The sequence below is a fragment of the Azoarcus sp. DD4 genome (genome assembly GCF_006496635.1).
In the GTDB taxonomy this organism is placed as follows: Bacteria; Pseudomonadota; Gammaproteobacteria; order Burkholderiales; family Rhodocyclaceae; genus Azoarcus.
In genome coordinates this window covers 2206132-2230399 of the sequence record NZ_CP022958.1, presented here as the reverse complement: position 1 = coordinate 2230399, position 24268 = coordinate 2206132, and the positions used below count along the sequence as shown (strand labels likewise).

General features: G+C 64.2%; 21 protein-coding genes and 3 tRNA genes. 8 read left to right on the top strand and 16 right to left on the bottom strand.

What is annotated here, in order from left to right:
• The first annotated feature begins 7 nt into the window (after positions 1-7).
• Complete coding sequence (locus CJ010_RS10425; RefSeq protein ID WP_141017974.1) at positions 8-1525, top strand: conjugal transfer protein TraG N-terminal domain-containing protein; 1518 nt, start codon at positions 8-10, stop codon at positions 1523-1525.
• A 7-nt stretch (positions 1526-1532) separates the two neighbouring features.
• On the opposite strand, the gene CJ010_RS10420 is transcribed toward CJ010_RS10425, so the two are convergent.
• The 3 genes from CJ010_RS10420 to CJ010_RS10410 are packed head-to-tail and all read right to left on the bottom strand — an operon-like array spanning position 1533 to position 3194.
• Positions 1533-1904 (bottom strand): DUF3742 family protein, encoded by a 372-nt coding sequence (locus CJ010_RS10420; RefSeq protein ID WP_141017973.1) that lies wholly within the window; start codon positions 1902-1904, stop codon positions 1533-1535.
• A gap of 24 nt (positions 1905-1928) precedes the next feature.
• Positions 1929-2549, bottom strand: coding sequence for an RES family NAD+ phosphorylase (locus CJ010_RS10415; protein ID WP_141017972.1), 621 nt, complete (start codon positions 2547-2549; stop codon positions 1929-1931).
• 12 nt (positions 2550-2561) lie between these two features.
• Positions 2562-3194 carry an integrase gene (locus CJ010_RS10410; RefSeq protein ID WP_141017971.1) on the bottom strand — a complete coding sequence of 211 codons (633 nt, stop codon included), beginning with the start codon at positions 3192-3194 and terminating at the stop codon, positions 2562-2564.
• A gap of 343 nt (positions 3195-3537) precedes the next feature.
• Between CJ010_RS10410 and mobH the strand changes: the two genes are divergently transcribed.
• Positions 3538-5364: a MobH family relaxase gene (mobH, locus tag CJ010_RS10405; RefSeq protein WP_141017970.1), complete on the top strand. Its 1827-nt coding sequence runs from the start codon at positions 3538-3540 to the stop codon at positions 5362-5364.
• Positions 5365-5403: 39 nt separating this feature from the next.
• Here the strand turns inward: mobH and qatD are convergent, their stop codons facing one another.
• From qatD to CJ010_RS10365, 8 genes are all read right to left on the bottom strand, one after another.
• Positions 5404-6156, bottom strand: coding sequence for a Qat anti-phage system TatD family nuclease QatD (gene qatD / locus CJ010_RS10400; protein ID WP_141017969.1), 753 nt, complete (start codon positions 6154-6156; stop codon positions 5404-5406).
• A gap of 13 nt (positions 6157-6169) precedes the next feature.
• Entirely contained in the window at positions 6170-7537 is a 1368-nt protein-coding gene (gene qatC, locus CJ010_RS10395) for a Qat anti-phage system QueC-like protein QatC (protein WP_141017968.1), read from the bottom strand.
• Positions 7534-8085 (bottom strand): Qat anti-phage system associated protein QatB, encoded by a 552-nt coding sequence (gene qatB, locus CJ010_RS25415; protein ID WP_305764631.1) that lies wholly within the window; start codon positions 8083-8085, stop codon positions 7534-7536. Before qatB ends, qatC begins: the two co-directional genes overlap by 4 nt.
• A 332-nt stretch (positions 8086-8417) precedes the next feature.
• Positions 8418-10361 (bottom strand): Qat anti-phage system ATPase QatA, encoded by a 1944-nt coding sequence (gene qatA / locus CJ010_RS10385; protein WP_141017966.1) that lies wholly within the window; start codon positions 10359-10361, stop codon positions 8418-8420.
• A 12-nt stretch (positions 10362-10373) separates the two neighbouring features.
• Positions 10374-13391, bottom strand: a complete 3018-nt coding sequence (locus tag CJ010_RS10380) for a DEAD/DEAH box helicase (RefSeq protein ID WP_141017965.1) — start codon at positions 13389-13391, stop codon at positions 10374-10376.
• An 8-nt stretch (positions 13392-13399) separates the two neighbouring features.
• Complete coding sequence (locus CJ010_RS10375) at positions 13400-14296, bottom strand: antitoxin (protein ID WP_141017964.1); 897 nt, start codon at positions 14294-14296, stop codon at positions 13400-13402.
• Positions 14296-15381, bottom strand: coding sequence for a hypothetical protein (locus CJ010_RS10370; protein WP_141017963.1), 1086 nt, complete (start codon positions 15379-15381; stop codon positions 14296-14298). The genes CJ010_RS10375 and CJ010_RS10370 overlap by 1 nt, the downstream gene beginning before the upstream one ends.
• Positions 15382-15566: 185 nt before the next feature.
• Positions 15567-15866, bottom strand: a complete 300-nt coding sequence (locus tag CJ010_RS10365) for a helix-turn-helix domain-containing protein (protein WP_141017962.1) — start codon at positions 15864-15866, stop codon at positions 15567-15569.
• A 94-nt stretch (positions 15867-15960) separates the two neighbouring features.
• Here CJ010_RS10365 and CJ010_RS10360 point away from each other — a divergent pair, with 94 nt between their 5' ends.
• Positions 15961-16644: a LysR family substrate-binding domain-containing protein gene (locus tag CJ010_RS10360; RefSeq protein ID WP_240794553.1), complete on the top strand. Its 684-nt coding sequence runs from the start codon at positions 15961-15963 to the stop codon at positions 16642-16644.
• On the opposite strand, the gene CJ010_RS10355 is transcribed toward CJ010_RS10360, so the two are convergent.
• The 5 genes from CJ010_RS10355 to pgsA all read right to left on the bottom strand — a co-directional run bounded on the left by CJ010_RS10355 (position 16641) and on the right by pgsA (position 19689).
• Positions 16641-18515, bottom strand: coding sequence for an integrase arm-type DNA-binding domain-containing protein (locus tag CJ010_RS10355; RefSeq protein ID WP_141017961.1), 1875 nt, complete (start codon positions 18513-18515; stop codon positions 16641-16643). The genes CJ010_RS10360 and CJ010_RS10355 overlap by 4 nt on opposite strands.
• A gap of 227 nt (positions 18516-18742) precedes the next feature.
• A tRNA-Gly gene (locus CJ010_RS10350) sits at positions 18743-18818 on the bottom strand.
• A 9-nt stretch (positions 18819-18827) separates the two neighbouring features.
• Positions 18828-18901: transfer RNA gene (locus CJ010_RS10345), tRNA-Cys, on the bottom strand.
• A gap of 75 nt (positions 18902-18976) precedes the next feature.
• Positions 18977-19052, bottom strand: a tRNA-Gly gene (locus tag CJ010_RS10340).
• A 64-nt stretch (positions 19053-19116) separates the two neighbouring features.
• The gene (pgsA, locus tag CJ010_RS10335) at positions 19117-19689 is read right to left on the bottom strand and encodes a CDP-diacylglycerol--glycerol-3-phosphate 3-phosphatidyltransferase (protein WP_141017960.1); all 573 of its coding nucleotides are present in this window, start codon (positions 19687-19689) and stop codon (positions 19117-19119) included.
• 224 nt (positions 19690-19913) lie between these two features.
• On the opposite strand from pgsA, the gene CJ010_RS10330 reads away from it, so the two are divergent.
• From CJ010_RS10330 to CJ010_RS10310, 5 genes are all read left to right on the top strand, one after another.
• The gene (locus CJ010_RS10330; RefSeq protein WP_141017959.1) at positions 19914-20315 is read left to right on the top strand and encodes a hypothetical protein; all 402 of its coding nucleotides are present in this window, start codon (positions 19914-19916) and stop codon (positions 20313-20315) included.
• A gap of 77 nt (positions 20316-20392) precedes the next feature.
• Positions 20393-21940: a phage tail sheath C-terminal domain-containing protein gene (locus tag CJ010_RS10325; RefSeq protein ID WP_141017958.1), complete on the top strand. Its 1548-nt coding sequence runs from the start codon at positions 20393-20395 to the stop codon at positions 21938-21940.
• A gap of 31 nt (positions 21941-21971) precedes the next feature.
• On the top strand, positions 21972-22481 hold the full coding sequence (locus tag CJ010_RS10320) for a phage tail protein (RefSeq protein WP_141017957.1): 510 nt from the start codon (positions 21972-21974) through the stop codon (positions 22479-22481).
• Between the two features lie 10 nt (positions 22482-22491).
• Positions 22492-23316: a hypothetical protein gene (locus CJ010_RS10315; RefSeq protein WP_141017956.1), complete on the top strand. Its 825-nt coding sequence runs from the start codon at positions 22492-22494 to the stop codon at positions 23314-23316.
• 721 nt (positions 23317-24037) lie between these two features.
• A complete protein-coding gene (locus CJ010_RS10310; RefSeq protein WP_141017955.1) occupies positions 24038-24265 on the top strand; it encodes a hypothetical protein in 228 nt (75 codons plus the stop codon).
• Positions 24266-24268: the final 3 nt, after the last annotated feature.

The following is a 24268-nucleotide window of genomic DNA, read 5'->3' as shown; positions in this document are numbered from 1 at the left end:
GGTCGTCATGACCCTCTACACGACGGACTACCTGGAGTATTACCTGACCCTGGTGGGCTGGGTGGTCAACAACGGCATCTGGAACATCCTCGTGGCCAGCGGCGTGTTTGCCCTGCCTTTCGTCGCGATCATTATCCAGGAGTGGTTGCGGGCGCGGGCCGAGGGCGCGGACGAGGGCAACAAGGGCGTGCTGTCCTCGATGCGCATCGAGAACCGCGTGTGGGTGGCGATCATGGTCATCATGTTCGCCGGCATCCCCTTCATCCCGGTGGACTTGAGCGCGATCCGCTTCGACACGACGCGCTCCGCGCAGTGCCAGGTCAGCGTGCCCCAACCGGCGGACACGGGCTGGTCTAATGCCTACACCACGCTCAACAACCAGAGCGCGCTGGTGCCGGTGTGGTGGTTCTTCATGCACGCCATTTCGAAGGCTGTCACCGGCGCTGCGGTGGCTGCGATTCCCTGCGGGGCCGACCTGCGGCAGATGCGCATGGACGTCGATTCCACCCGCATCGACGACCTGGTGCTGGCGCAGGAGGTCGGCGATTTCGTGCACGACTGCTACGGGCCTTCGCGCGCCAAGCTGTTCATGAACCGGCCGACGCTCTCCGACGCGCAGATGAACGACGTGACCTGGATCGGTTCGAGTTACTTCCTCGACACAGCCGGCTTCTACGACACCTACCACTCGGGTACGCCGCGCACGGCCTGGCCCTACGACGCGACCCGCGATGCGGGGCTGGCCCAGGTGGACAGTGGCGGTGGCTATCCGAGCTGCCGGCAGTGGTGGTCCGACGGCAGCAGCGGGCTGCGTGCGCGCCTGCTGGCCCAGGTCGATCCAGATCTGCTGACCCGCATCGGCCGCTGGGTGGGATTCCTGTCGCCGGACGAGGTCAACGACTCGGTGATCCGCGCCGTCGTCTCGCCCCGGCAGCAGAAGATGAACCAGGGCGCCGTCTATACCGACTACGGCGGCCAGATCGAGAAGACGCTGCCCAACATCGTGACCCGCGGTGCCGGCGACCTCGGCATGGCCGCTGGATCGCTGGGTTTCTTCCCGGCCATGGACGTGGTGCGCCAGGCGCTGCCGATGGTGCTGTCGCTGCTCAAGATGGCGCTCGTCATCTGCATTCCGCTGGTGCTGCTGTTCGGCACCTACGAGCTGAAGGCCCTGGTCGCGGTGAGCTGCGTGGAGTTCGCGCTGTTCTTCGTGGACTTCTGGTTCCAGCTCGCGCGCTGGCTCGACAGCACGATTCTCGATGCGCTCTATGGTTGGGGATTCGGCGCAAACACGCCGCACAGCAACTTCGATCCGCTGATCGGGCTGAACAATGCCTTCGGGGACATGCTGCTGAACTTCGTCATGGCGACGATGTTTATTGTTCTACCTGCCTTTTGGGTCACGGCGCTGGGCTGGGTGGGCGTTCGCGCAGGTAATGCGCTGCAGGGACTGTCTGAAGGTACGAAGTCCGTAGGCCAAGCCGGATCGAAGGGAACCAGCACCGTCATACGTGGTGCGAGGTAGCAGTTACCTACCGCTCATCGTCAAAGCGGGGGTCTGGATCGTCGTCGTAGTTGATCGGATCGTAGAAAATACTGCGCTTGCGTTCCGCCTGATCGCCGATCGCCCATTCCTCCGAATCGTCGCGCTCAGAGTTCCGGGCTGTCCAAGCTGCGAACGCAACGAGCGCGAGCAGCAACGCCAACCACAACGCGGTGTAGGCCAGTACGCCAAGTAGGACAAACTTGAGGGCCAGCAATGCCGCCCCGGCCCTGCCCGGCGTCCATCCCACTGCCATCAGCCGCCCGTGCGCCTTCCGATCCAGGCGCACGAGTCCCCGCCACATCCGGCCCAGCGTCCGGCCGGCGTGCTCTGCGAAGGTGGTGTATACGGCGGGCTTCATCGTCGATACCTATCCAGACTTGGCTCAGGATCGCTCTACCGGACCCGGATCGGGCTCCACGCCGATGCGGTAGTCCGCAACGAAATTCGGCCAGTCCGCATGGTCAGGCAAGTCGATGTCCTCGATCAGCTTGACCTTCCGCTCGGCCCGCTCGAACAGGGCGATGCTGGTGGCGGGGTAGTTGTTGCGCGACGGATAGCGCACCCCGTCGAACAATGGCACACCATCGCCCCCCTGCATCGCATGCACCTGGCTGGACACCTGCTGAGTGTGCGTGTAGCCGCGACTGGCCAACTGCTCCAGGTTCAAGCCAAAGTAGCCGGCCATCACGCCTTCGGCCGTGAGGTCGACCAACTGCAGTTCTTCGACCACGCCGACTGCGCGTACCAAACGGCTCTGGACTTCTGCCAGTGCGATCGAGCGCTGGGCGTCCTTGTCCCACTGGTGCTTGTGGAATATGGATTCCATCAATGCCGTGGGGAGGTCGCGGCCCAGGTAGAGCACGCCGTAGTCCCGGGCTGGCGCGTCGTAACGGTTGGTGCCGTCACGGCCGAAGTACAGCGGCTGGCCCCGGTAGACCACGCGACTCACATGCTGGAGCAGTGTTCCCGTCTCGATTCGGAACGCGGTCAACTCGATACTCACGCCAAGCCCATCTCAATGGATGCTCAGCACGTTGAGCACCGCCGAGGTCACCTCACTGACCGAATCGGCAGTCACGGCCTCCACCGGCGAGCGAGCGTCCAGACTCTCGAGCGGCTCGGACAGGGCGCGGTACAGCGTCCAGTTGTCGACCCCGACCGCCCCTTGCAACACGGCCTGCGTCAACCGTTGCTTCACCGGATCGAGTTGCCAGTCGGGCAACTTCTGGCCGCGCGGCCCGACGTTCAGTGCCAGCAACCGGTGTGCATCGATGTCCTTGTAGATCTGCTGGCGCGACTTGTTCGCCAGCCGGGCGAACTCGGGCAGCGGCAGATTGTGCGGCTGATCGAAGGCTTCCAGCATCGCTGCGCGGCCGCGCTGGATGTCGGTCTCGCCCGCCACCCACCGGGTGCTGGCGCGCAACGCAGCCGCCTTGCGCGCCAAGGTCTGCTCCGTGGTTTCCACCAGTGGCATTTCGAAGGAAGGCGGAAGCACTACCGCTTCCACACGTTCATGCACAAACGCCTGCAGTTCGGCTGCAAAAGCCCGGGCATCCCGGATTTCGACGCTGGCGGAGAAGCTGCGCACGGCATCGTCCACGGTGACGCGCGGCAGGTGATCGGCGATGAATTCGAGGGTCTTGGGCATGGTCATCACCCACAAAAAGGATTGAGACAACAGCAATCTAGTCTCCCATGTCTCTCTTGTCAATTATGTCAACACCCTGCACCACCCCGTTTCATCCGCACATCACCCAAATGGCCAATGCGCTCATTCAGGGTAAGTCCATCCGGGAACGTGGTGGTCGTCCAATCCGGTCTGGGTCAGCCACGCATTGACCCTGGCGTGATCAAGCCAAATGCCCTAAATCCCAAAGGATCGAAGGCAAAAAAAGGTCGCGAAGGGGGAAGGGAACGGGAGCAAGGGGAAAGGCCCTACCCGAAAAGGCCAAAAGGCCCTCCTCCCCGCCACGACCACAGGGATCGTCACCATGCTCACGCTGTTCCAGCGCAAGAAGGCGCCGCCATCGGCTGGCACATCGCCATCCGGCCCTGCCGAGGCTCCCAAAGGGCTGACGCGGCCGCAGTCGGCGACCGCACTGCTGGCCACGCCGCGACGCCAGAAACTGCTGGAGCACATCTGGCAGCGCACCTCGCTTTCCCGGCGGCAGTTCGCCACCTTGTACCGGACGCCGCTCGAGCGCTACGCCGAGCTGGTCCAGCTGTTCCCCGCCTCCGAAAGCCACCACCACGCCTATCCGGGCGGCATGCTGGACCATGGCCTGGAGATCGTCGCCTACGCGCTGAAGCTGCGGCAATCGCACCTCCTGCCGGCGGGCGCCCCGCCCGAGGCGCAGGCCGCCCAGGCGGAAGCCTGGACCGCCGGCACCGCTTACGCCGCGTTGCTGCACGACATCGGCAAGATCGCCGTCGATGTCCACGTCGAATACGCCGACGGCAGCACTTGGCACCCCTGGCATGGCCCGCTGGATCGGCCGTACCGCTTCCGTTACCGCAAGGATCGCGAGTACCGCTTGCACGGCGCCGCGACCGGGCTGCTCTACTACCAGGTGCTCGATCGCGAGATCCTCGACTGGCTCAGCGGATACCCGGATCTGTGGGCCGCCTTGCTGTACGTGCTGGCCGGCCAATGCGAGCACGCTGGCGTGCTGGGCGAGCTGGTCGTACAGGCCGACCAGGCCTCCGTGGCCCAGGCGCTCGGCGGCGATCCGGCCAAGGCCCTGGCCGCGCCCAAACACGCGCTGCAGCGCAAACTGCTAGAGGGGCTGCGCTATCTGCTCAAGGAGGAGCTCAGGCTGAACCAGCCGCAAGCCTCGGACGGCTGGCTGACCCAGGACGCGCTCTGGCTGGTCAGCAAGACCGTCTCCGACAAGCTACGCGCCCACCTGCTGTCGCAGGGCCTCGACGGCATCCCGGAAAGCAACTCGGCGGTATTCAACGTACTGCAGGACCACGGCATCCTGCAGGCCACACCGGACGGCAAGGCGATCTGGAAGGCCACCGTCACGAGCGACGCAGGCTGGTCGCACAGCTTCACCTTCCTCAAGCTGTCGCCGGCGCTGATCTGGGATGCCGGTGAGCGGCCGGCGCCGTTCGCGGGGACGGTGCGCATCGAACAAGGCGAGGCATCGCGCGAGGCCGGCCCATCGCCCGCGGCGCCGGCCACGGTGACCGCTGAGGCAGCCGCAGTTGATACCGCCCCCGTGGCCGTCGCTACCGACATCGTTCCGGCCGACCCGTTCTCCGGCCTGCTGGAGATGCTCGGTGAGCCGCCTGCGTTGCACGCACTGCCCTCGGCCACCTCGGCCGGTACCGAACCGCTCGCCCCGCCACCTCCAGCAGCAGGGACCGCACCGGCCGAAGTGCCATCGATCGCCTCGGAAATGGTGCTCCCGTCCATGATCGAGCCCTCCGGCGAGCATTTCATCGCCTGGCTGCGGAACGGCATCCAGACCCGCAAGCTCATCATCAACGACGCCAAGGCCCTGGTGCACACCGTGGCCGATACCGCCTACTTGGTCAGCCCCGGAGTGTTTCAACGCTATGCGCAGGAACACCCCGTGGTGGCGAAACAAGCCAAGGAGGCCGAGCTCGCCGACTGGCAATGGGTGCAGAAGCGCTTCGAACGCCTGCAGTTACACCACAAACAGCCCAACGGCCTGAACATCTGGACCTGCGAGGTGACGGGGCCGCGCAAGTCGCGGCGGCTGCACGGCTATCTGCTCAACTCACCGGGAGCGATCTTCGAAGAGCTGCCAGTCAATAATCCCTATTTGAAGCTCATGGATGGAACATAGGGCTGCTGAGGAACGCGTCGACAGTTGGGCAGCCAATCTCTATCCGTTTACTAAGCTCCGCAAGTTATTGCGTACAGTCGTGGCGATTTGCTCAGCCGACAATCGATGTAGCCGGCCGAGTCCCTCAACCGCCAACGCGACATCGGATGGCTTCGAGTGTCTCTCACCCACTTGTGTGAATGGGCCATCCGTCTCTGTGAGCAACCGATTCAATGGGATTGATTGCACCATCGGCGCATGTCGTTCATTGCTCAACATGGCCGCATTAATCGAGAAGTAACAGCCCAGTTCAAGGGCACGCTTGGCCTCGCTCTTTGTTCCCGTGAACCAGTGAAGCACTACCTTGCCTTTGTCTGGTGGCAGGTACGCTTCAAGGTAGTCAAGAACCGCTCTTGCCGACCTAACACTGTGGACCGTGATGATCTTGTCGCCAGCCTCCGCGCAGCGCTGCAGGACATGCTGGAACACCCGCCTCTGCGCATCCAGTGACTTGAAGAATCGCGGACCAGCGTCAAGGCCGACTTCGCCGACGTACCGCGCCTCGGGCAGGTAGCGATCCCACAGATCGAGTTCGCTCGCACGCTCCGCAACCAACTGCGGATGCAGCCCGAGCGCCGCTCTCACATGCTTCGTGCGCTGCGCCAGCTCATGGTTCCGAGGCCACGCTCGCGGCGTTGTCGTTACCGCCAGCGTGAATACGCCCGCCCTCTCGGCCTCCTGCACCGCCGCCGGGTGGTCCGGATACAGATCGAGGTGACAGTGGAAGTCCACGAGCCCCGCTGTGGCGATCATGCGCGATCCTCCATCAGCTCGGCCTTGCCTCAACGCCATTGATCAGCTGCGCGACTTCATCAAGACCACGTCGGTAGACGTCCGCGAGCCGATCCAGCCGCGCAGGTTCGTCGGCAAGCGAGCCGGGCTTGTGGATCAGAAGATTGGCGAGCTGAGGGTTGCCTCTCAGTCGCTCAATCGCATACTGAAAAGAACGGACCTGCTTGCCAATCGATTCGCGGGTATCCAGCGATTGTGCATGGAGGTCTGAGACGGTATATGTCGTCCGGTCACTTCCGGATCCCCACGCGGCTTCCAGGGCTGCGCGGCGAATGAGGCATGGCAAACAGTAGCCACAGTGCTCGATCCCGAGCCCTTTCCATCGTCCCTTCGTTGGAGATGAACAAGACAACGAGTCCGTTGCCAGCTCTTGCAGCAGCTCAGGATTTCGACAACTGGAAGCCATCTCCCCCTTCGTCTTGTCCCAGTAGGGGTTCTCGACGTCGCCGTCAATGCCGAGTTCTCCCAACAGGTCGTTCCAGCGCGCCATGTAATACGGATGCGTGGTGCGGGTGCTGTTGGAGCCGAGCCGCAAAGGATCCAACGGCACGTTCAAAGCGATGAGTCCGTTTTCGGGCACACGCAGGGTGAATCGCCCTGCCAAGCCGGTGCCGGCGAACACGCCGAGCGCAAAGAATAGGAACGACCGTCCACGGGTGCTGTTCTCCGACCCGACACCCTGCACAAGACCGTCGTCGAAGGTCATCCCGACCCGCAATCGCTCGAATGGTGACTTGTCGTATTGCTTCTTCAGCCCCGAGAACAATTTGCCCTGTGCATCGCTGGTCGAGCCTTCGCCGAAGTGGCTGACCAGCAAAGGAGTTGCGCCGCTCTCCAACAGATCGACGGCACCTATCAGGCTGTCAAGACCACCCGAGAACAAGCTCAGCGAATCGAAGGGGGGAGAGATCAGGCTTGGCGAGGACTGCTGTGCTATCACCGCAAAGCGCGGCGGGCGTATCCGGAACCCGATCGTCCACCGATCACCCGTCAAGAAATTCAGCATCTTCTTCAGCGTTGGAGCGGCGGTACTCCAACGACCCGGGTCGCTCACCGGCACGACCAGCCGCATCTCCCGTGTCCATGAGTCCTGCGACTGCTCGGCGCGAGAGATTCGCGTGTCCGCCGCATGCACATGAGCGGCGAGCACGAGCAGATCGATGCCGATCTCCGAGGGGAACACGCCGAGCTTCTTTAAGGTGGTGAGTGCGCCTCCGATGCCATGATCCAAGGATTTCTCGCCAGCGACGAGTTGCAGGTAGGTCCTTTGCTCATCCGCTCCTGTCGGAACATCGACGCGGTCGTCGGGACCGAAGCGACCCGCCAAGAGTTGCCGCTTCATTGGTTAGCCTCCGCATCACCCAATGCCTGCAAGATCGCAAACGCCGACTCGTACACCGTGTCCACGAACGACTGAATTCGCTCTGGCGTCAGATTCGGGGACTGGGCGCGAGCCCGTGTCAGCGCATCGCTCACGCCACCGCGAATGAAGTCGCGCAGTTGCTTCTCGACGCGATGCGCCGCTTGTGCGTCTGCCGGCATAGTCACCGCCTTCGTGCCGATGTCGTTGCATATTCTGGCCTCGATCGCATGAGTGGCATACAGCTCGAACACTGTCTGCATCTGATCGGGAGTGAACGTGGACAGATCGGTCAGCCCTTCGCTCGCCAGTTCGACAATGGTCTCGATGTACGCCTCACGGGCGATGCCTTCATCGACCGTGCCCGCACCAGGGCAGATGTAGTCGGCCAAGCCAACAAAGATCTCGGTGATCGGGCGCCCGGCCAGGGATTCGAGGTTCACCGCGCGCAATGCTTCGCGAACACCACGCGCTTGCGCATCTGACAGAAAGCCTAGAAGCCTCGCACTGGACCCTCGCGAAGCGCCCATGCGCTGGGCCGACTGGCGTGCGCCACCAGCCGAAGTGGAGACGTATCGCGAAACTGCTCGGCCGAGGCTGGCTCGGTCGCTGCCACCGGAGCCGGCAAATCGCGTAAAGCTGCTGCGAGCGCCCGAAAAGCGTTGGGGATCTGCTGTCGCGGGGATGGGCGCACGGTTCGGGGCCGCTGGCGGCGCCCCCACATCTGCAGGTGTTGTCCCATCCGCCCCTGTCCCCTGGCCTGGTGAAGGCGTTGCCGGCGCACCATCATCGGCACCACCGAGCCACGACGGAACTAGCGGAGTTCCACCGCCGGGGCCGCCGTACGCAGTAGAGGTTCCCATCAGCGAACCCCCTTCACGTCCTTCAGCGCCAACTCGGCAGCGGCCTTCAGCCCAGCGTTATTGGCAACTTTGCTCCACTCGGTCAGGAGCTTCGATAGGCGCGCCGTGCACTCCGCATCCTTGATGACGCCTTGCCATCCGCGAACAGCCCAGGGTCCGCATTTGCCACTCGGCAAAGCCTCAAGGAAGTCCATCAACCTGCCCTGCAAGCCCGGTTGAGCTTTCACAAGGACGATGAGGCCATCGACGCCAGCCGGCATCGTATCGAAGGTGCCGGTGCTCATGATCTTGGTGCGTACGGCTTCGAACACTTTGTCGGCTTCGGGCTGCACGAGCTGCTTCAACTCGGACTCGTACCCCTGGACGGTCATCTTGCCACCGAACAGCTTCTCTACCACACCGGCCAGATGGCCCAACACGGACACCGGGCCGAAGTAGTCCTTCTTATCCTTCGTCACGAACAAGTAGGGGCGCAGATCAATGCCCGACAGCATAGGCAACACGCGAGCCCAATCGCAAATTGTGTCTGATGACCTCCACTCGGCCAGTACCGCGCTCTCCGTCGTAGCCGCAGGTTCGGCGGTTTTGTGCCCCTTGCGCTCGCCCGTCGGAGCCTCGTTCTCTTCGGGTGCGGTAAGGCTCTTCTCAAGTAATTCGAGGTCTTCGCACAGACCGTGCGGATGGACGGCCGCCGCAAACGCTATCTGCTCGAACAGCCTCGGAATGAAGCGCTCCGCGAGCATGAGCTTTGCGAGCACCGGCAGCTTGATGTCGTCACCGAAACCACGCGCCACTGCGGTACGCTCACGCAGCAGCAAGGTATTGAGGAATCGCTTGATCTGACGAGGATTGCCCTTGGTGCCACTCGCCAGGATCGGACCGATCTGATCGCTGAGCGCAAGCGCATTGTTAGCCTTCTCGGCCTGCTTCCCGAGCGCCGCCTTGACCGCCGCGGCGTCAAGTCCGCCACTGGTCCAGGGCCGCTTCAGCTTATCCCGCGCCACGCCGATGAGCGTCGCATAGTTGGCATCCGACTCGCCAATCTCCGCCCCGGCCAACAACAGCGTGACGTAAATCCTCGTTTCGGTCTCGCCCAGCGCCGGAATACGAAATGGAACCTGGATCAGCTTTTCCAGGTAGTTGCGGGCATAGTCCCGCGGACCCGTGCTCTCTGGCAAATCGGGAAAGTGCTTGCGCACCGCGTACTCGATCATGGCTTCGTCGGCCGCGACCACGAAAGCCGTCCGTGCAGTGAACACAAACAGCCTGATCGCTTCGAGCGTCTCGATGGCCGTGTCGGGCAAGCAGCGGTCAAGGTCATCGATCAGGACGATGAGCTGCTTGATGCCCGCGTCCTTCAACAGCTTGTCGAACGCCTTGCGGAACGCCTCCACCTCCTCGGGCACGCTCTTGGTTTCGCCGGACTTCAGTACGGCCTTCACCTCGTCGATTACCGCCGAGAGGTTTTCCTTCGTGGCGAGTTTGGCGGGGTCCGCCAAAACCCTTTCGAGAGAGCCGATGATGGCCCCTACCTGATCGGGCGACGGAATCCCGGTGAAGGCGGTGACAGCCAGCCCCCCCGCTCTCTTGGCAACCTTCAGCCAGTCGATACGGCTGAATACATCCTTGACGGCCGCTGCCGCCTTGGTCAGCGCCGGACGTGTTTCGACGAGGCCCGTGACGATGCCTTCGATTAGAGCGATCTTCGCGTCCTCGAAGCCCTGGAAGCGCCACCCGTTGAACTTGAGGCACAGCACTTCTTCCTTGTCCGCGAACCCTGCCTCGACCATTTCGAGCACGCTGGACTTGCCCGCCCCCCAATCGCCGTGCACGCCAATCGTCACCGGGTGATCCGGTCTCGCACACAGCAGGCCAATGATCGTGGTCGCGATGGCCTCGTTGTTCAGTAGATCGACTTTGGTCTCGTTGTCGGTCAGGATCACTGTTCCGCCCCCTCACACGTCCGAAGCTGCCTCCACTCGCGGCCGCAGCAACGCGGCCACCGCGGCGCCGACGCAATCGCGAAGGCGATCGTCATCCAGGGAATCGAGCGCTGCCGTATCGCGTACTCCGACGGCAGCCAGCGCTAAGCACTGCCCACGGGTGAGCGGCACCGGCAGTTTCGTCAGTGGAAGAGCCGATGACGGCAAACCGAACTCAAGCCGCAGCAGGAGCTCGTCCAGCCCCTGCAAGAACTCCGGCTTGTCCGGCAGCAGGGTCGATACGATCTGATGCACCGACCGCAGGTGAAAGCGAGTCGCATCGGCGATGCCGATGATGTTGCCGTACCCGATGGCTCCGCCGAACGGCGTCGTCGAGTAGCGCTTTTCCAGCACGTCGATGGCGGTACCTTCGATCCAGTCGTACATCAACGCTGCCCGCTTGCAGCGAGCCCAGAACTCGAACTGGTCTCGGCAATAGCGCTGCAATGCCTGCGCCATCTGCTGTCCGAACCGCTGCGCCGCATCTGCAAAGCGCACGCTTTCCGATTGCCCCTTCTTCATCACCGGCGTGTAGACTGCGTCCATCTCGTCCAACACCTGAATCAGAGCCAGCATGTGGAGTGGCGGCGTTCGGGCGGCATCGAGTTGTGCCATAAGTTCGACCAGGCGCAAGCTCGACTCGAACGAGAGCGACGAAGCTCCGCAGGCTCTCCCGAGAAGGGTCAGGTGAATTAGGTCACCTTCCCGCTCCGCCAAGCCAACCTGCAACAGGCGACCGATCAGCCCGGCTATGTCGCGCTCGACCAGCGAGATCCATTGAGGATTCGCGCGCGACGCCGAGTAGCCGCCGAAGGTATTGACCAAGAGCCCTGGGATTTCATCCTCGCGAACGCCGCGTACTTGGCTGAACAGGCGGAGTATCCAAGTCGGCAGGTCGCGCTGCAGGAACGATGACTTCACGTCTTCCGGCACGCCCATGACGTAGCGCTGAAACAACTGCGCACGTTCCATCGGCGTCTCGGCCAGGATGATCGCCTTTCCGGTTTCGTTGAAGCCCAAGCGGCCGGCACGGCCGGCCATGTTCTTGTACTCGGCAACGGTGAACTTCCTGCCGTCCTCACCAACGAACTCGTTCTCGGCCAAAACCACAGTCGAGGCCGGCGTGTTGATGCCTGCAGCCAAGGTCGTGGTGGCGACTAGCGCGTGGATGCCGCCGTCCCGACTACGATAGCCCTTCTCGACCGCTTCGCGCTCCGAGCGCAGCAGATTGGTGTTGTGAAACGCCGTGCCGCCGGCCAGACACTCGCGCAAGTCCTGCGAGGCCGCCGTCAGGTCCTGCGTGGGCAGCGCATTGAGCACCCCGGTGGCTGGACCCAGGCCCAGTTCTTTGGCGAGGTACTTCGCGCATCCTTGGGTCGGGCCGCGCATGTTGCGGAACACGAGCAGCTTCTCGCCCTGACCGACCAGTTGCTGCACCAGCGGGACGATCACATCCTGCGAACTGGGCTTGCCGCGCCGTTGCACGATGCGGTGCGCTGGCAATAGCGGCTCAGTCTTGGTAGTCCCATCGGTATCGACATACTGGAACGTGCCGCGCCGATCGAGCACGCCTTCGATAAGCGGCACGGGCCGTTCACGCGACACCAGAAAGGGCACATCAAGCCAACGATCGAAGCTGTTCAGATTGCCGATGACCGCAGACAGAACCAAGAGCTGAGGCTGGATACCCCGTTGCCGCGCTCGCAGAAGCAGTGAGAAGATCAGTTCGACCGTGATACCGCGATGCGGGTCGGTGATGAACTGTCCTTCGTCCACGACAACCAGGCCGAGCTGGCTCAGCAGGCGCGACGAACCCAATGCAAGGTTCAGGAACGTTTCATAGGTGAAGAAGCCGAGGTCGTACCGCCCCGCTAGCACGGGCCCAATGCCATCTGTCGCATCTCCGCTGCAGCGCACGACACGCAGGCCTGCAGCCGCATAGCGTGTACTGAATTCCTCGAACTTTTCATTTACGAGCGCGCGATAGGGCAAGAGGAATGCAGCCTTCTTACCGGAGGAGACCGCCTGAATCGCGGCCAGTTCACCGATCATGGTCTTGCCAGAACTGGTGGGTGCGACGACCAGCAGGGAGCCGCCAGCCAACACGCCGAACTCGTTCACCGCCTTGAGTTGCAGCGCGTTCAGTCCTTGCGGGAAGTCCGCCGCCCACTGCTCGACGACTTCCGACGGGAAGCCATGCGCGCCGAACTCGGCGAACGCTCCCGACATCTGCTGGATGGCGTGCGCGGGGAAAGCCGCAGCGTAGTTGTCGCCGCGTTTGAGCGTGGGGAACATCAGCCCGCCTTGCACACTGCCCAGGAACACGGGGGTCTGCGTGACGCTGATGCGTTCTGCCTCGACACGCGCAAGCCGAATGATCTCGCCCGCAATCTCCGGGAAACTCACCGAAGGATCAGTGCAACCGGTCCACGCCTCGATCACTGCATGTGTCAGCAATCCGTGTCCTGTCCCGGGCTGCTCCCACGCGGATTCGTTGGTCGCGCACGCGGCCAGCAGGATGCGGCCTTCGCCGTGGATGCCGGTGAGGGCAAACGCGCTACGCGGTCGTGCCGCCGTTTCGAGGACCCGCGCAGGCGCCTGGCCGCTGAAGCAGCAGTCGAGGATACACAGGACGGCCCGTGCTTTCGTTGCCTTGAAGGCCTCGGCGAGGTCGGTCATCGACACGGCCGTGCTCACGAGATTCGCAGGATCGGTGTCAAACACGACAAGGTTGCCGTCGGGGGAGCCATGCCCGGCGAATGAAACGACGATCACGTCGTCTGGCTGCGCAGCCGCCAGGATGCCAAGGACGGCCTGTGTCACTTCCGCATAGGTAGCCGCTTCATCGAGCAGTAGGCGCGCTGCCAAGCCGTCGAAAGTGTCGCTAAACAACGCCCAGAGCGCCGTCGCGTCGCGCCTCGCACCGCTGAGTTCCGGAATCGTCGGATCGAGGTGCTTGTTGATGCCGATGAAGATAGCCTTGATCGCCATGTCGCCCCCTATACGATCCGCACGAGCAACTGTTCGATCACGTCGCTCACCTCGCGCTGACGCAGCGCCCTCGCCTCGCGTTGTTGCGGCTCGTCGCCTTCGCCCAACTCGAACTTGGCCACTGCAACCGGCCCATCTTTGCGATAGCCCTCTGTCTCGCCCACTTGCGCAAAGCGGGCGCACAAGATGGCGAGTGCGCTCCTCACCACGTGGCCATGCTTGCCTTCACGTTCCTGGCGAAACGCCTGCGCAACCGCATCGACACCTTCAGGCGCATGTTCCAAGCAATAGATCAGGTCGTGCGCGTCCTTTCGCTCGAAGCGCTGGTCGAACGCGAACGCCTTCAGGCAAGTGAAGCTGACCAGGTTGGCATGCTTGATCCTCTCGACGGCAATGCCATCGCCCCCAAGCAGTTCCGCCTCGATCTCGCTGATCTGATGCAGGTCGAAGACAATGGACGAATGCGGAATGTTGAGGGCCGAGATCGTTCCATCGGTCGGGAGCGGCTGCACCTTGCCGCCGGCTATCTCTGGTGCATCCGCCAGGAGTTCCAGCACCATGAGGGCACCATGTTCAGTGCGGGTTTGCCAGCGCCAGGAAAGCTTCTGTCGCTTTTCGTTCTCGGCACGCTCGAAGCCCATCTTCCTCAGGTTCTCTTCGAGCGTGTGATACGCCTCCGTGTCGGCAAGGATCTGCAGGTCGATTACGATGTCGACATCCAGCGTGCCGGCATGCGCCGGTACGATGGGCGGCCGCACCCTCACCAGATACCGAGGCGTGAGCCCGCCGACGAGATAGACCGACTCTTTCCACGGCCCAAGCCCGCGCAGCAGCGTTACGAGGACACGTTCGCAGTCCTGCGTGTACTGGTCGCTGTAGCCATCGAGTGTCGTGGGCTTGGCCATCAGAAACCGATCCTTTCCCTGCGTAGATGTTCGGCCATCTCCTTGGCGCGACCTTCTCCGCGCAGCAGATCGAGATAGACCTGGATAGGGCTCGCCAGCCAGGCGCCGCCGACCTGCTGACGGAACAGCAGCTCCGCGGCCGACTTCGTTTCGATGACTGCGAGGTTGACGCCTTCGCTGACGACGCGTGCATCGAGTTCGGCTATCGCCGCGTCGGCACCGGAGCCCGGCAGCATCCATGTGCGAACCTGCGAGATACCGGACAGGAAAGGTGCATAGCGCTGAGCGGCAGCTTCGTAGCTCACCGCATAGTCGACCCGGTGCGCGTCAAAGACTTGCCCGAGCCTTTCGATCAGAGCGTCAGCCTTCAGACCGGGCACGTAGTAGCGACGCAGTGCCGGCGCGCGCGAGGAAGCGATTTGTTTGCCCCAGGCGTCGAGCAGCGCACCAGGTTCGCGCAGATGGCGTTCCTTGCCGGGCCCCTGCCCGCGGGACACCAGCCAGTCGAACTTGTCCAGCTCGGTCAGCACGTCCGAAGCGGTAGATGGTGCGACGTGGGCCTGTTCGGCTACCTCGGTGACACCGAACCAGACCTCGTGATGAACCAGAAGTGTGTGCAACACCTGCGCGCGTCGCCCGGAGAACAGCGAGCGCACCGACTTCTCCAATGGTTTCGGGGGCGGCTTGTCGATGTAGACGTAGACACCTGGAGCCGACAGAAACAGGCTTCCTCCGCTGTCGTAGTAGCCAACGTGCTCGGCCCTCAGCAGTTCCTTGGCGCCGGGGGAGATGGAATCGGCCAGGAGCAAGGACTGCGCATCGGCGGCGTACTGTCCCAGGTTCAGGGCCTTGAGCTGCCAAAGCAGCTGGCGCACATCCCGGGGATAGACGGCTTTCTTGATCTCGAGCAGCAGGACGAGCGACTTGCCCGCGACGCTCAGGTCGACCTTGGCATCGAATCCCCGATCAGCGAGCTCGGCGGCAGAATCCAGCGTACCTAGCTCGGCGTGCCCCCCCGGCAGCCCCTGAAGCGACTCCAGGAACTGCTCGATGAGGGCGCGTTCAGCAGCGTGGGACTCGAACATGGTAGCCGTTATTTCCTGCACAGCGAATAATGGCACTATATCGAATATTCGACCCAGTGGGAATATTCGCTGCTCAGTGAATCTCGCCCCGCCCCAGCGTGCGCCTCAAGGCTGCGCCTGCACTCCGTCGGGAAGCGCGGCTATCCGGCTTTGAACCAGCCAGTCAGGATCTCGCCGCTGCGCTGTCATCCTTGCCCTTCTTTGAGCGCTCCGAGCTTCCGCTCGGTCTCCGCCATCAGCGCCGTCGCACTGCACCCCAACGCTCGGGCGATTCGGATAATCAAGGCCAGAGTCGGCATGTGCTCGCCGCGCTCGATCTTGCCCATGTGGGATCGTTCGATGCCGGCACGGTGTGCGAGCGTCTCTTGAGCCACACCTTGAGCGGTCCTGGACTCCCGTACCGCAGCACCAAAGGCCAGCGCGGGCTCAGCTTCAAATGTGGTGGAACCGGCGGGACGGCCGCGTTGTATCGGACGCTTCTGCATCGGCAGAAGCGTCGAATGTCAGCACGTATTAAACCACGTTAAATTTAACTCAACGGTGCTAATCTTCGGGCAACCATCCATTCGGACGACACCAATGCCGACGCACGCCCCCGGCACCTCCCGGCTCCGGCTTGTCATCAGTGAGGCCGGTGCTCAGCCACCACTGGCTAGTCTTCTGGCCCTTCAACGCATCGAGGAGCCAGACGTTGAGCTTTCCCTGTCCGAAACCATCCTTGGCCAGCAGGTCGACGGTTTGCTGACTGGCTTGTACGACGTAGGCCTGGCGACATCCGGCGTGGAGAACAGCGGACTGACTGCCGAGCCCATCTGGCAAGAGCCCCTTGCGCTCGCCTTGCCGGCGCGCTCACCCCTACTGACCTACACGCACGTCCCGTTGCCCGAGGCGCTGCGCTATCCGATGGTGCTATGGCATCCGACAGCCTGCGCGGGAATCCATCGGCAAGTCGATCGCATCCTTCATAACGTCACCGACGCCCCCATCGTGGCCGAACGAGTCGCGTCCTCCGACTTGATGATGACCCTCGTGGCTGCAGGCTACGGCATCGGCCTGGCGCCGGCCGCACAGATTGTCGCCTACCGCCCGCTCGGCGTGGTGATGCGCCCGCTGGCCGTGCTGTCGCCGCAGTTGATCACCTACTTGCTGCGGCCGCAAGCCGAAGCCAGCGACAACTTGTCCCGGTTCGCCCGGCGCGCCATGCGCGTCGGCTCGATGCGCATGGGCGATCTGGACGGGGAGTCATCACCGGATTCGCACTAGACCACCTGCCGCAGTGCCGTCATCGCTTGTCCTGGCTCGCCGAGCACACCCAGGACGCCAAGCACCGCATGCATGGCTTCGCGGGCGCCGCCGGCGACCACCGCCTCCAGCGGGGACAGTCCGCCCAGAGTATCCACCGGCTCGCACAGGGCGCGATATAACATCCAGCTGTCGAGATCGCCGACGCGCACCAGGACAGCGCGAGTGAAGTCCTGGCGCACCGGGTCCAACTGCCAGTCCGGAATGCGCTGCCCCCGGTTGCCCATGGCGAGCGACAGCAGGCGACGGGCCTGAATGTCCCGGTTGATCTGATGACGCGACTTGCCCACCAGCTTGGCGAACGCCGGCAGCGGGAGGTTGTGGGGGGACTCGAAAGTCGACAACATCATGGCCCGTTCGCGCTGGATTTCGGTCAAGACCGGCTGCGGACGCTGATCTTTGCGCGCGATAAGCGTGAGCACCGGTGATTTTTCCGTTTCATCGCCCTCGCCTGCCGCCGCCACCTCGGCGGACGCGCTCTCCACATGACCGTCGCGGATCGGAAGGGGCTCGACGACGGGAACAGACAACAGCGGATGGTCATCGCCGCGCCGCTTCCGCTGCGTCGAGGGCGCCATTTCCGGATCGGCCTGCAGGCCTTGCATCTCGCACTGGTCCAAGCGGTCCGCCCAGTCCTGCATCATGGCCCGGCGTTGCTCCACGTACTCGGCGTGGTTGTAGCTTGCCCGAATCTGATCGGTGTCGGCATGGGAAAGCTGGGCCTCCACCCAGTCCTTGTGGTAGCCCAACTCGTTGAGTGCGGTGGAGATCGTCGCCCGGATACCGTGCCCCGTGAGCAGGCCTTTGTAGCCCATGCGCTTGAGCGCGGCGTTGAGAGTGTTCTCGCTGATGCGCTCCCTGGGCTCGCTGCGGTGTGGCAGCAAGTAGCGCTGGGCTGGGGACTTGGCGCGGAGCAGTTCTCGGACGATCGCAACCGCCTGCCGAGGCAGTGGCACCAGGTAGGGCGGAATCTCCGTGCAGTCCTTGTTCTCCTTGCGCATCTGCTCCTGCAGTTGCTTCACGTTCTCCGGGGGGACGATCCAGAGGCTGCGCTCGAGGTCGAACTGCCCCGGCACTGCGGAGCGCAGTTCGCCGGTACGCACGCCGGTGAGCAGCAGCAGGCGCAATCCCAGTTGCGTGTTGAGATCGCCGCCATAGTGACGCAGCTTCACCAGGAACGCCGGGAGCTGCTCCATGCGCAGGAAGGGGTTGTGCTTCACGCGCGGCTTCGGCATCGCCACGATGTCGAGATCCGCCGCCGGGTTGCTCTGCAACTCGACCTCGACCATTGCGTAGCGGAAGAGCTGGTTGAACCAGGTCCGGCACTTCTCGGCGGTCGTGTGTGCGCCGCGACGCTCGATCTTGCGCAGGACCTCCAGCAAATCGGCGCGCGTGATCTCGAAGATGGATTGCGGGCCCAGCGCCGGCAGCAGGTCCTTCTTGAAGATACGGTCGATCTGCGACAGGGTGCTTTGGCGCCCGGTCTTGAGGCTCAGCGCCTTGAAGTCGCGCCAGGATCGAAACACCGCCTCGAAGGTGTTGGACGCGGCGAGGAGCGCCGCCTTGCGTTCCTGTCGGCGGTGGATGCGGGGATCGACTCCCTTGGCGACGAGCGCGCGGGCTTGGTCGCGGAGTTCGCGGGCTTCCTTGAGGCTGATCTCGGGATAGGTGCCCAGCGAGATGCGGGGTTGCTTGCCGGCCCACGAGAACCGGAAGTGCCAGTTCTTCGCCCCGCTGGCGCCGACGAAGAGCGCCAGGCCCTCCCCGTCCTTGAGCGTGTAGTCCCTGCCGGTGGGTTTGGCCAGACGGACGGCCGTGTCTGTGAGAGGCATCGTACATCTCCCCGTCTCGTAGGATTGAGGAGAGATGTACCGCCTGCAGCGGGGCCACACCCGGAGGAAACCGAACCGCCGCTCGCCCCGATTGATGTACTAGAAGATGTACTAAAAAATCGTGGCTGGGGGTGGTTTCCAGCGGAACCCGCTGGAATGAAAAAAGGGACCGAAGTCCCTTTTTTCAACAGCTTGCGGAATTCAGTGGAACTCCGTAGCAGTGCATCTGGAGCGGGAAACGAGTCTCGAACTCGCGACCTCAACCTTGGCAAGGTTGCGCTCTACCAACTGAGCTATTCCCGCGTTTACCTCTGGAGGCGCGAGCCGGAGTCGAACCGACCTACACGGATTTGCAATCCGGTGCATAACCGCTTTGCTATCGCGCCTAAACCTTCTTGGTCGGCACTCCCTCTCGGGCGCCTCGGAACCAGACGATGCTGCTGTCTGCTTCAAAAATTCTTTGGAGCGGGAAACGAGTCTCGAACTCGCGACCTCAACCTTGGCAAGGTTGCGCTCTACCAACTGAGCTATTCCCGCTCGGGAAAGACCGCCATTATAGGCAGCTTTTACAGCCTGTCAAGCTTTCGCTTAACTTTTTCGTTCATTCCTTGTGCCGGGCCAGCCGCGGCATGGCCTTGTGCAGGTAATAACCCATTGACCACAGCGTCAATGCCGCCGCCACATAGATCAACACACTGCCGACGAAACGAAGGTCGATCGCCAAGAGGGGCGCATTGTATAGCAGCAGCGGAATCGCTGTCATCTGTGCGGCGGTCTTGAGTTTGCCGATGTAGGCAACGGCCACGCTGGCCGATTCGCCCACCCGCGCCATCCACTCGCGCAACGCAGAAATGGTGATTTCGCGGCCGATGATGACCACCGCGATGATCGCATCCACCCGGGCCAGCTGGACCAGCAGGATGAGCGCCGCGGCGACCATCAGCTTGTCGGCCACCGGGTCGAGGAAAGCGCCGAAGGCGGAGGTCTGACTTAGCGCGCGCGCGAGGTAGCCGTCGAACCAGTCGGTGATCGCGGCGATGATGAAGATCACCGTCGCGAACAGATTCTTCTCCGCCACCGGGAACCAGCTGTCGGGCAGATAGAAGATGCCGACGAAGATCGGGATCAGCGCGATGCGCGCCCAGGTCAGGGAATTGGGAATGTTGAATGACATGCGGAGCGGCCCGTGGCCATGGATTCGGTGCAGGGCCGAGTATATCCGCTAAGGCGGGCTTCCCGAACGGCCTTGTTCCATGCGCCTCCCCCGGTATCGGCGCAGCCCTGAGTCCGGCCCGGCTTCACGCCGACCAGGTGCCTGTAACCGTCCTTGACACTGCCATTTCATCTCCTAGCCTTGAGCATATCCGGTTGCGTTACCGTGCTTTCGGGGAGAGACAGATGCCCGACCTCAAGCTCAGCGTAAACCTCGCGATCACCGGCGGCCCAAGCTGGATCGTCGAACACCGCGAAACCGTGGATGCGTATGACGTCATCGATGTCGTCGTTGCCCCCGGCACCACCGATATGGTGGTCGAGATCCAGCCTGGCGCGGCCACGCAGCTCGGTCTCTTCGCCATCCAGTCCAGCCTGTACGGCCCCGAGATCCAGTTCAAGACCAGCGACGGCAGCACCGATTCGCCCGCGGTGGCGCTGCTCGGCCCGCAGTTCCACGGCCGCGGCGTGGCAACGCTGTTCGCGGTCGCGCCATTGTCATTGAAGCTCAGCAACAGTCATCCCGCAGCGGACAACACCAAGCGCGCCCGCATCCAGATCCTGGTCGGCCGCGACGCCACACCCTGACCCGCTCCCACCACTCCTCCCGCTCCCCGCCGCAGCTGCGCCCGGGGCCGCCCTGACCTTCCTGCGAGGGACATAACATGGCCAGCTACCTGCATCCCGGTGTCTACATCGAGGAACTCCCCAGCGGATCGCGCCCGATCGAAGGCGTCGGCACCTCCACCGCCTGCTTCATCGGCTACGTGGTGCGCGGCCCGGTCGCCACGCCGGTGCTGATCGGCAGCTGGGACGACTACCAGCGCAGCTTCGGCGGCCTGCGGGAGGACAACAGCACGCCACGCGGCGACGAGATGGGTCATGCGGTGAGCGCCTTCTTCATGAACGGCGGCACCAAGGCCTACATCGTGCGCGCGATCGCCGCCGGCAGCGGTGCCGAATCCGCGGCCGCAGTGCGCGACCTCGCCGACACCACAGACCTGCTGACCATCGAGGCCGCCAATCCCGGCAGCTGGGCCGACGGCCTGGTGGTGCGCTTCACCCCCCGTACACTGGGCGGCACCACCCGCTTCACCGTGCAGGTCGGCACGCTGGACGGCAGCGAGTTCGTCCCCCAGGAAAGCTTCGCCGACCTCGTGCCGGAGCCCGGCACCCCAACCGACATGCAGAGCGTCATCAACGCCGCCTCCTCGTTGATCCGCATCACACTGCCCGGTGGCGGTGCCGCGGCCCTGCGCACCCGGCTGGAAGCCGCGCCGCCGGTGTCGGTGACGCTGGCCGGCGGCGGCAACGGCAACGTGCCGGCGCAGGCCGACTACAGCGCCATCCTCACCGCGCTGATCAAGGTGCGCGACATCAACATCCTGCTGATGCCGGGCCTGGCCTGGAGCAGCGCGGCCAACCGGACCATCCTCAACCTCGGCATCGGCCACTGCGAAACCATCCGCAACCGGATGATGATCGTCGACCCCGAACCCGGCGACGAATACACCAGCGAGACCGAGGTGAACAACCTCGACCTGCCCACCTCCACCTACGCGGTGACCTACTACCCCTGGGTGCATGTCGCCAACCCCTTCTACAACCCGGACGCCAACCCGGCCGCGCCGCGCACCGTGCTGGTGTCGCCGGCGGCCTTCGTGGCCGGCTTGTGGTCGCGCACCGATGCCCGCCGCGGCGTGTGGAAGGCACCCGCCGGCATCGAGTTCCCCTTGCTCGGCGCCGCCTCGCTCGAATTCGTGGTCGAAGACACGGAACAGGACTACCTCAACCCGGCCGGCGTCAATGCCATCCGCCGCATGCCCGGCTTCGGCCCGGTGGTGTGGGGCACGCGCACCCGCTCCACGCGCGCCAACCCGGAATGGCGCTACGTGCCGGTGCGGCGCACCGCGATCTTCATCGAGGAGAGCATCTACAACGGCATCCAGTGGGCGGTGTTCGAACCCAACGACCACCGCCTGTGGTCCTCGCTGCGGGCCAACATCGAATCCTTCATGAACGGGCTGTTCCGCGTCGGCGCCTTCCAGGGCGAGAAGGCCAACGACGCCTACTTCGTGCGCTGCGGCCTCGGCCAGACCATGACCCAGGACGACATCGACCGCGGCCAGGTCATCGTGCTGGTGGGTTTCGCGCCCCTGAAGCCGGCCGAGTTCGTCATCGTCCGCATCCAGCAGAAGGTCGCGCAGCAGTAAGCGCCGCGTCTCGAGAACAGGAGATACCGACATGGCCGCCCCGATGTTTCCGGTGAACACCCACCGCCACGATCCCTACCGCACCTTCAAGTTTCAGATCCTGATCGACGGCCGCCCGGTCGCCGGGCTCAAGAAGATGAGCGCCCTGAAGCGCAAGACCGAACCCATCAAGTGGCGCACCGCCGGCGACCCGAGCAGCGAACGCATCCTGCCCGGCGGCACCAGCTACGAGCCGATCACGCTGGAGCAGGGGCTGTCGCACGATCCGGTGTTCGAGAACTGGGCCGCGCTGGTCAACAACATCGGCGGCGATGCGGCGATGTCGCTGAAGAACTTCCGCAAGGACATCGTCATCAACGTGCTCAATCTGCAGGGCCAGGTGGCGATCTCGTACAAGGTTTTCCGCGCCTGGGTATCGGAATACCAGGCCCTGCCCGACCTCGACGCCGGCACCATGAACGCGGTCGGCATCCAGTCGGTGGTGCTGCAGCACGAAGGCTGGCAGCGCGACACCGCGGTCGCGGAACCGGCGGAAACCTGAGGTCCGCGCGATGTCGGCCACCCTCCCCGGCACGCTGCCCGGCGGCCTTCCGGCCGAAGGCGGCCTCGTCCGCGACTACGCCTTCCATCCGGCGGACGGCCGGCTGGTGCTCGCGCTGGCCGAAGTGGCAGACATGGCCGACAGCACGCCGGACGCAGTTTCCCGCGCCCTGCTAGCCGCCCTGTCCCGGCTCGGCGATGCCGCGCCGACGCGCGACGGGGTCGATGCCCTGTGCGTGGCCGACCGCCAGTTCCTGATGCGTGCATTGGACGTCCATCTCGGCCACCCCGGCGGCTGGTTCGACGCCCGGTGCCGGCACTGTGCCGCGGGCTTCGACTTCCATCTGGATTACGCCGACCTGCCGGCCAAACCCGCGGCACCCGGCTTTCCCTATGCCCGGGTCACGATCGCCCGCCGCCCCCTGACCCTGCGCGTGCCCACCGGCGCCGACCAGATCCGCATCCTGCGCGAACCCGCCGAGCAGCGCCGCGACGCCCTCCTGCGGCGGCTGGAAGTGCGCGATCCCGGCGCAGCCAGCGCCCTCCCCACCACGTTGGCGGAGGCCGACATCGCCCGTTGCGAGGCGGCACTCGAAGCCCTGTTGCCGGAGGTGGTCTGCGAGGTCGCGGCCACCTGCCCCGAGTGTGGCGCCGCCAACGCCGTCGGGCTCGACCCCTATGCGGTGCTCGGCCACAGCGCCGCGCCGCTGCTGACCGAGGTACACCGGCTGGCCTGGCACTACCACTGGAGCGAGGCCGAGATCCTCGCCCTGCCCTCGGGCCGGCGCGCCCACTACCTGCGGCTGATCGACGCCGCGCGCGGCATGACGCAGTGAGCCGACCATGGGCCTGTTCGCCGACACCCTCGCCGATGCCACCCGCCCCTTGCCGCGCGCCACCCTGCGCCGCATGGCGGACGCCTCGGCCCCTTCCTGCGATGAGCCCGAGCCCCAGGACGAGGGCGAGGCGCTCACCGTATACCGGCTCCAGAAGGACGGCGGCAAGGAGCCGCCGGCACCACCCGCCCCTCGGGCTGTGGACGCGGCCGCCACTGCGCAAGGCTCACTCCACGCCCCGGTTGGGGATTTTGATGTTGACGCTACGCTCCAGTTTGTTACCTCGATTGATGGCCTGGAAACAGGTAAAGAACAGGCAAGCTTGCGGACACTCGGCGTTACGGACGAGCAAGAGCAGCTGGTTTCTCCGGATTCGTTGCATCGGTTTCATTACGCTGTCGCGACCGGGTCTTCAGTAGCCTCGAACCTCGCGCCTTCACCGCTCGATCACCGTGGCGACCTTGTTTCACGGATAGACAGCTCTGACGGAATGAGACGGGCAACGGGGCGGGGTGCCCCTTCTGGAGACCCGCTTTCCGGAGCCCCCACTCCGGCCGCGCCACCGCCAGCCCTGACTGCGTCGGCGATGCCGACTGCGGCAGCCTCCGCAGCGACCTCGACGGATGCGCCAGAGGCCATCCTGAGCCAGGCAATGCCCGGCGCCCGGCCCGCAAGCACCGCCGAAACCGCTCGCGCGGCAGCGGTCGAGCTGGCGAACACCGTGACCGCGACAGCCCGTGCCGACAACCCGCATGCGGCGACCGAGCACGCCATGCCCGCCGCCGTCCAGGCGCCGCCGGCGCGCGGCAGCACCGCCGACACCGCGCCGCGGCTCAGCATCGGCCGCATCGAAGTCACCGTGGTCTCGGCCCCGCAGCCGGCCCGCGCGCCCAGCCGCCCGGCGGGCGACGACGCCTTCCTCAGCAGGCACTATCTGCGGAGGCTCTGAACC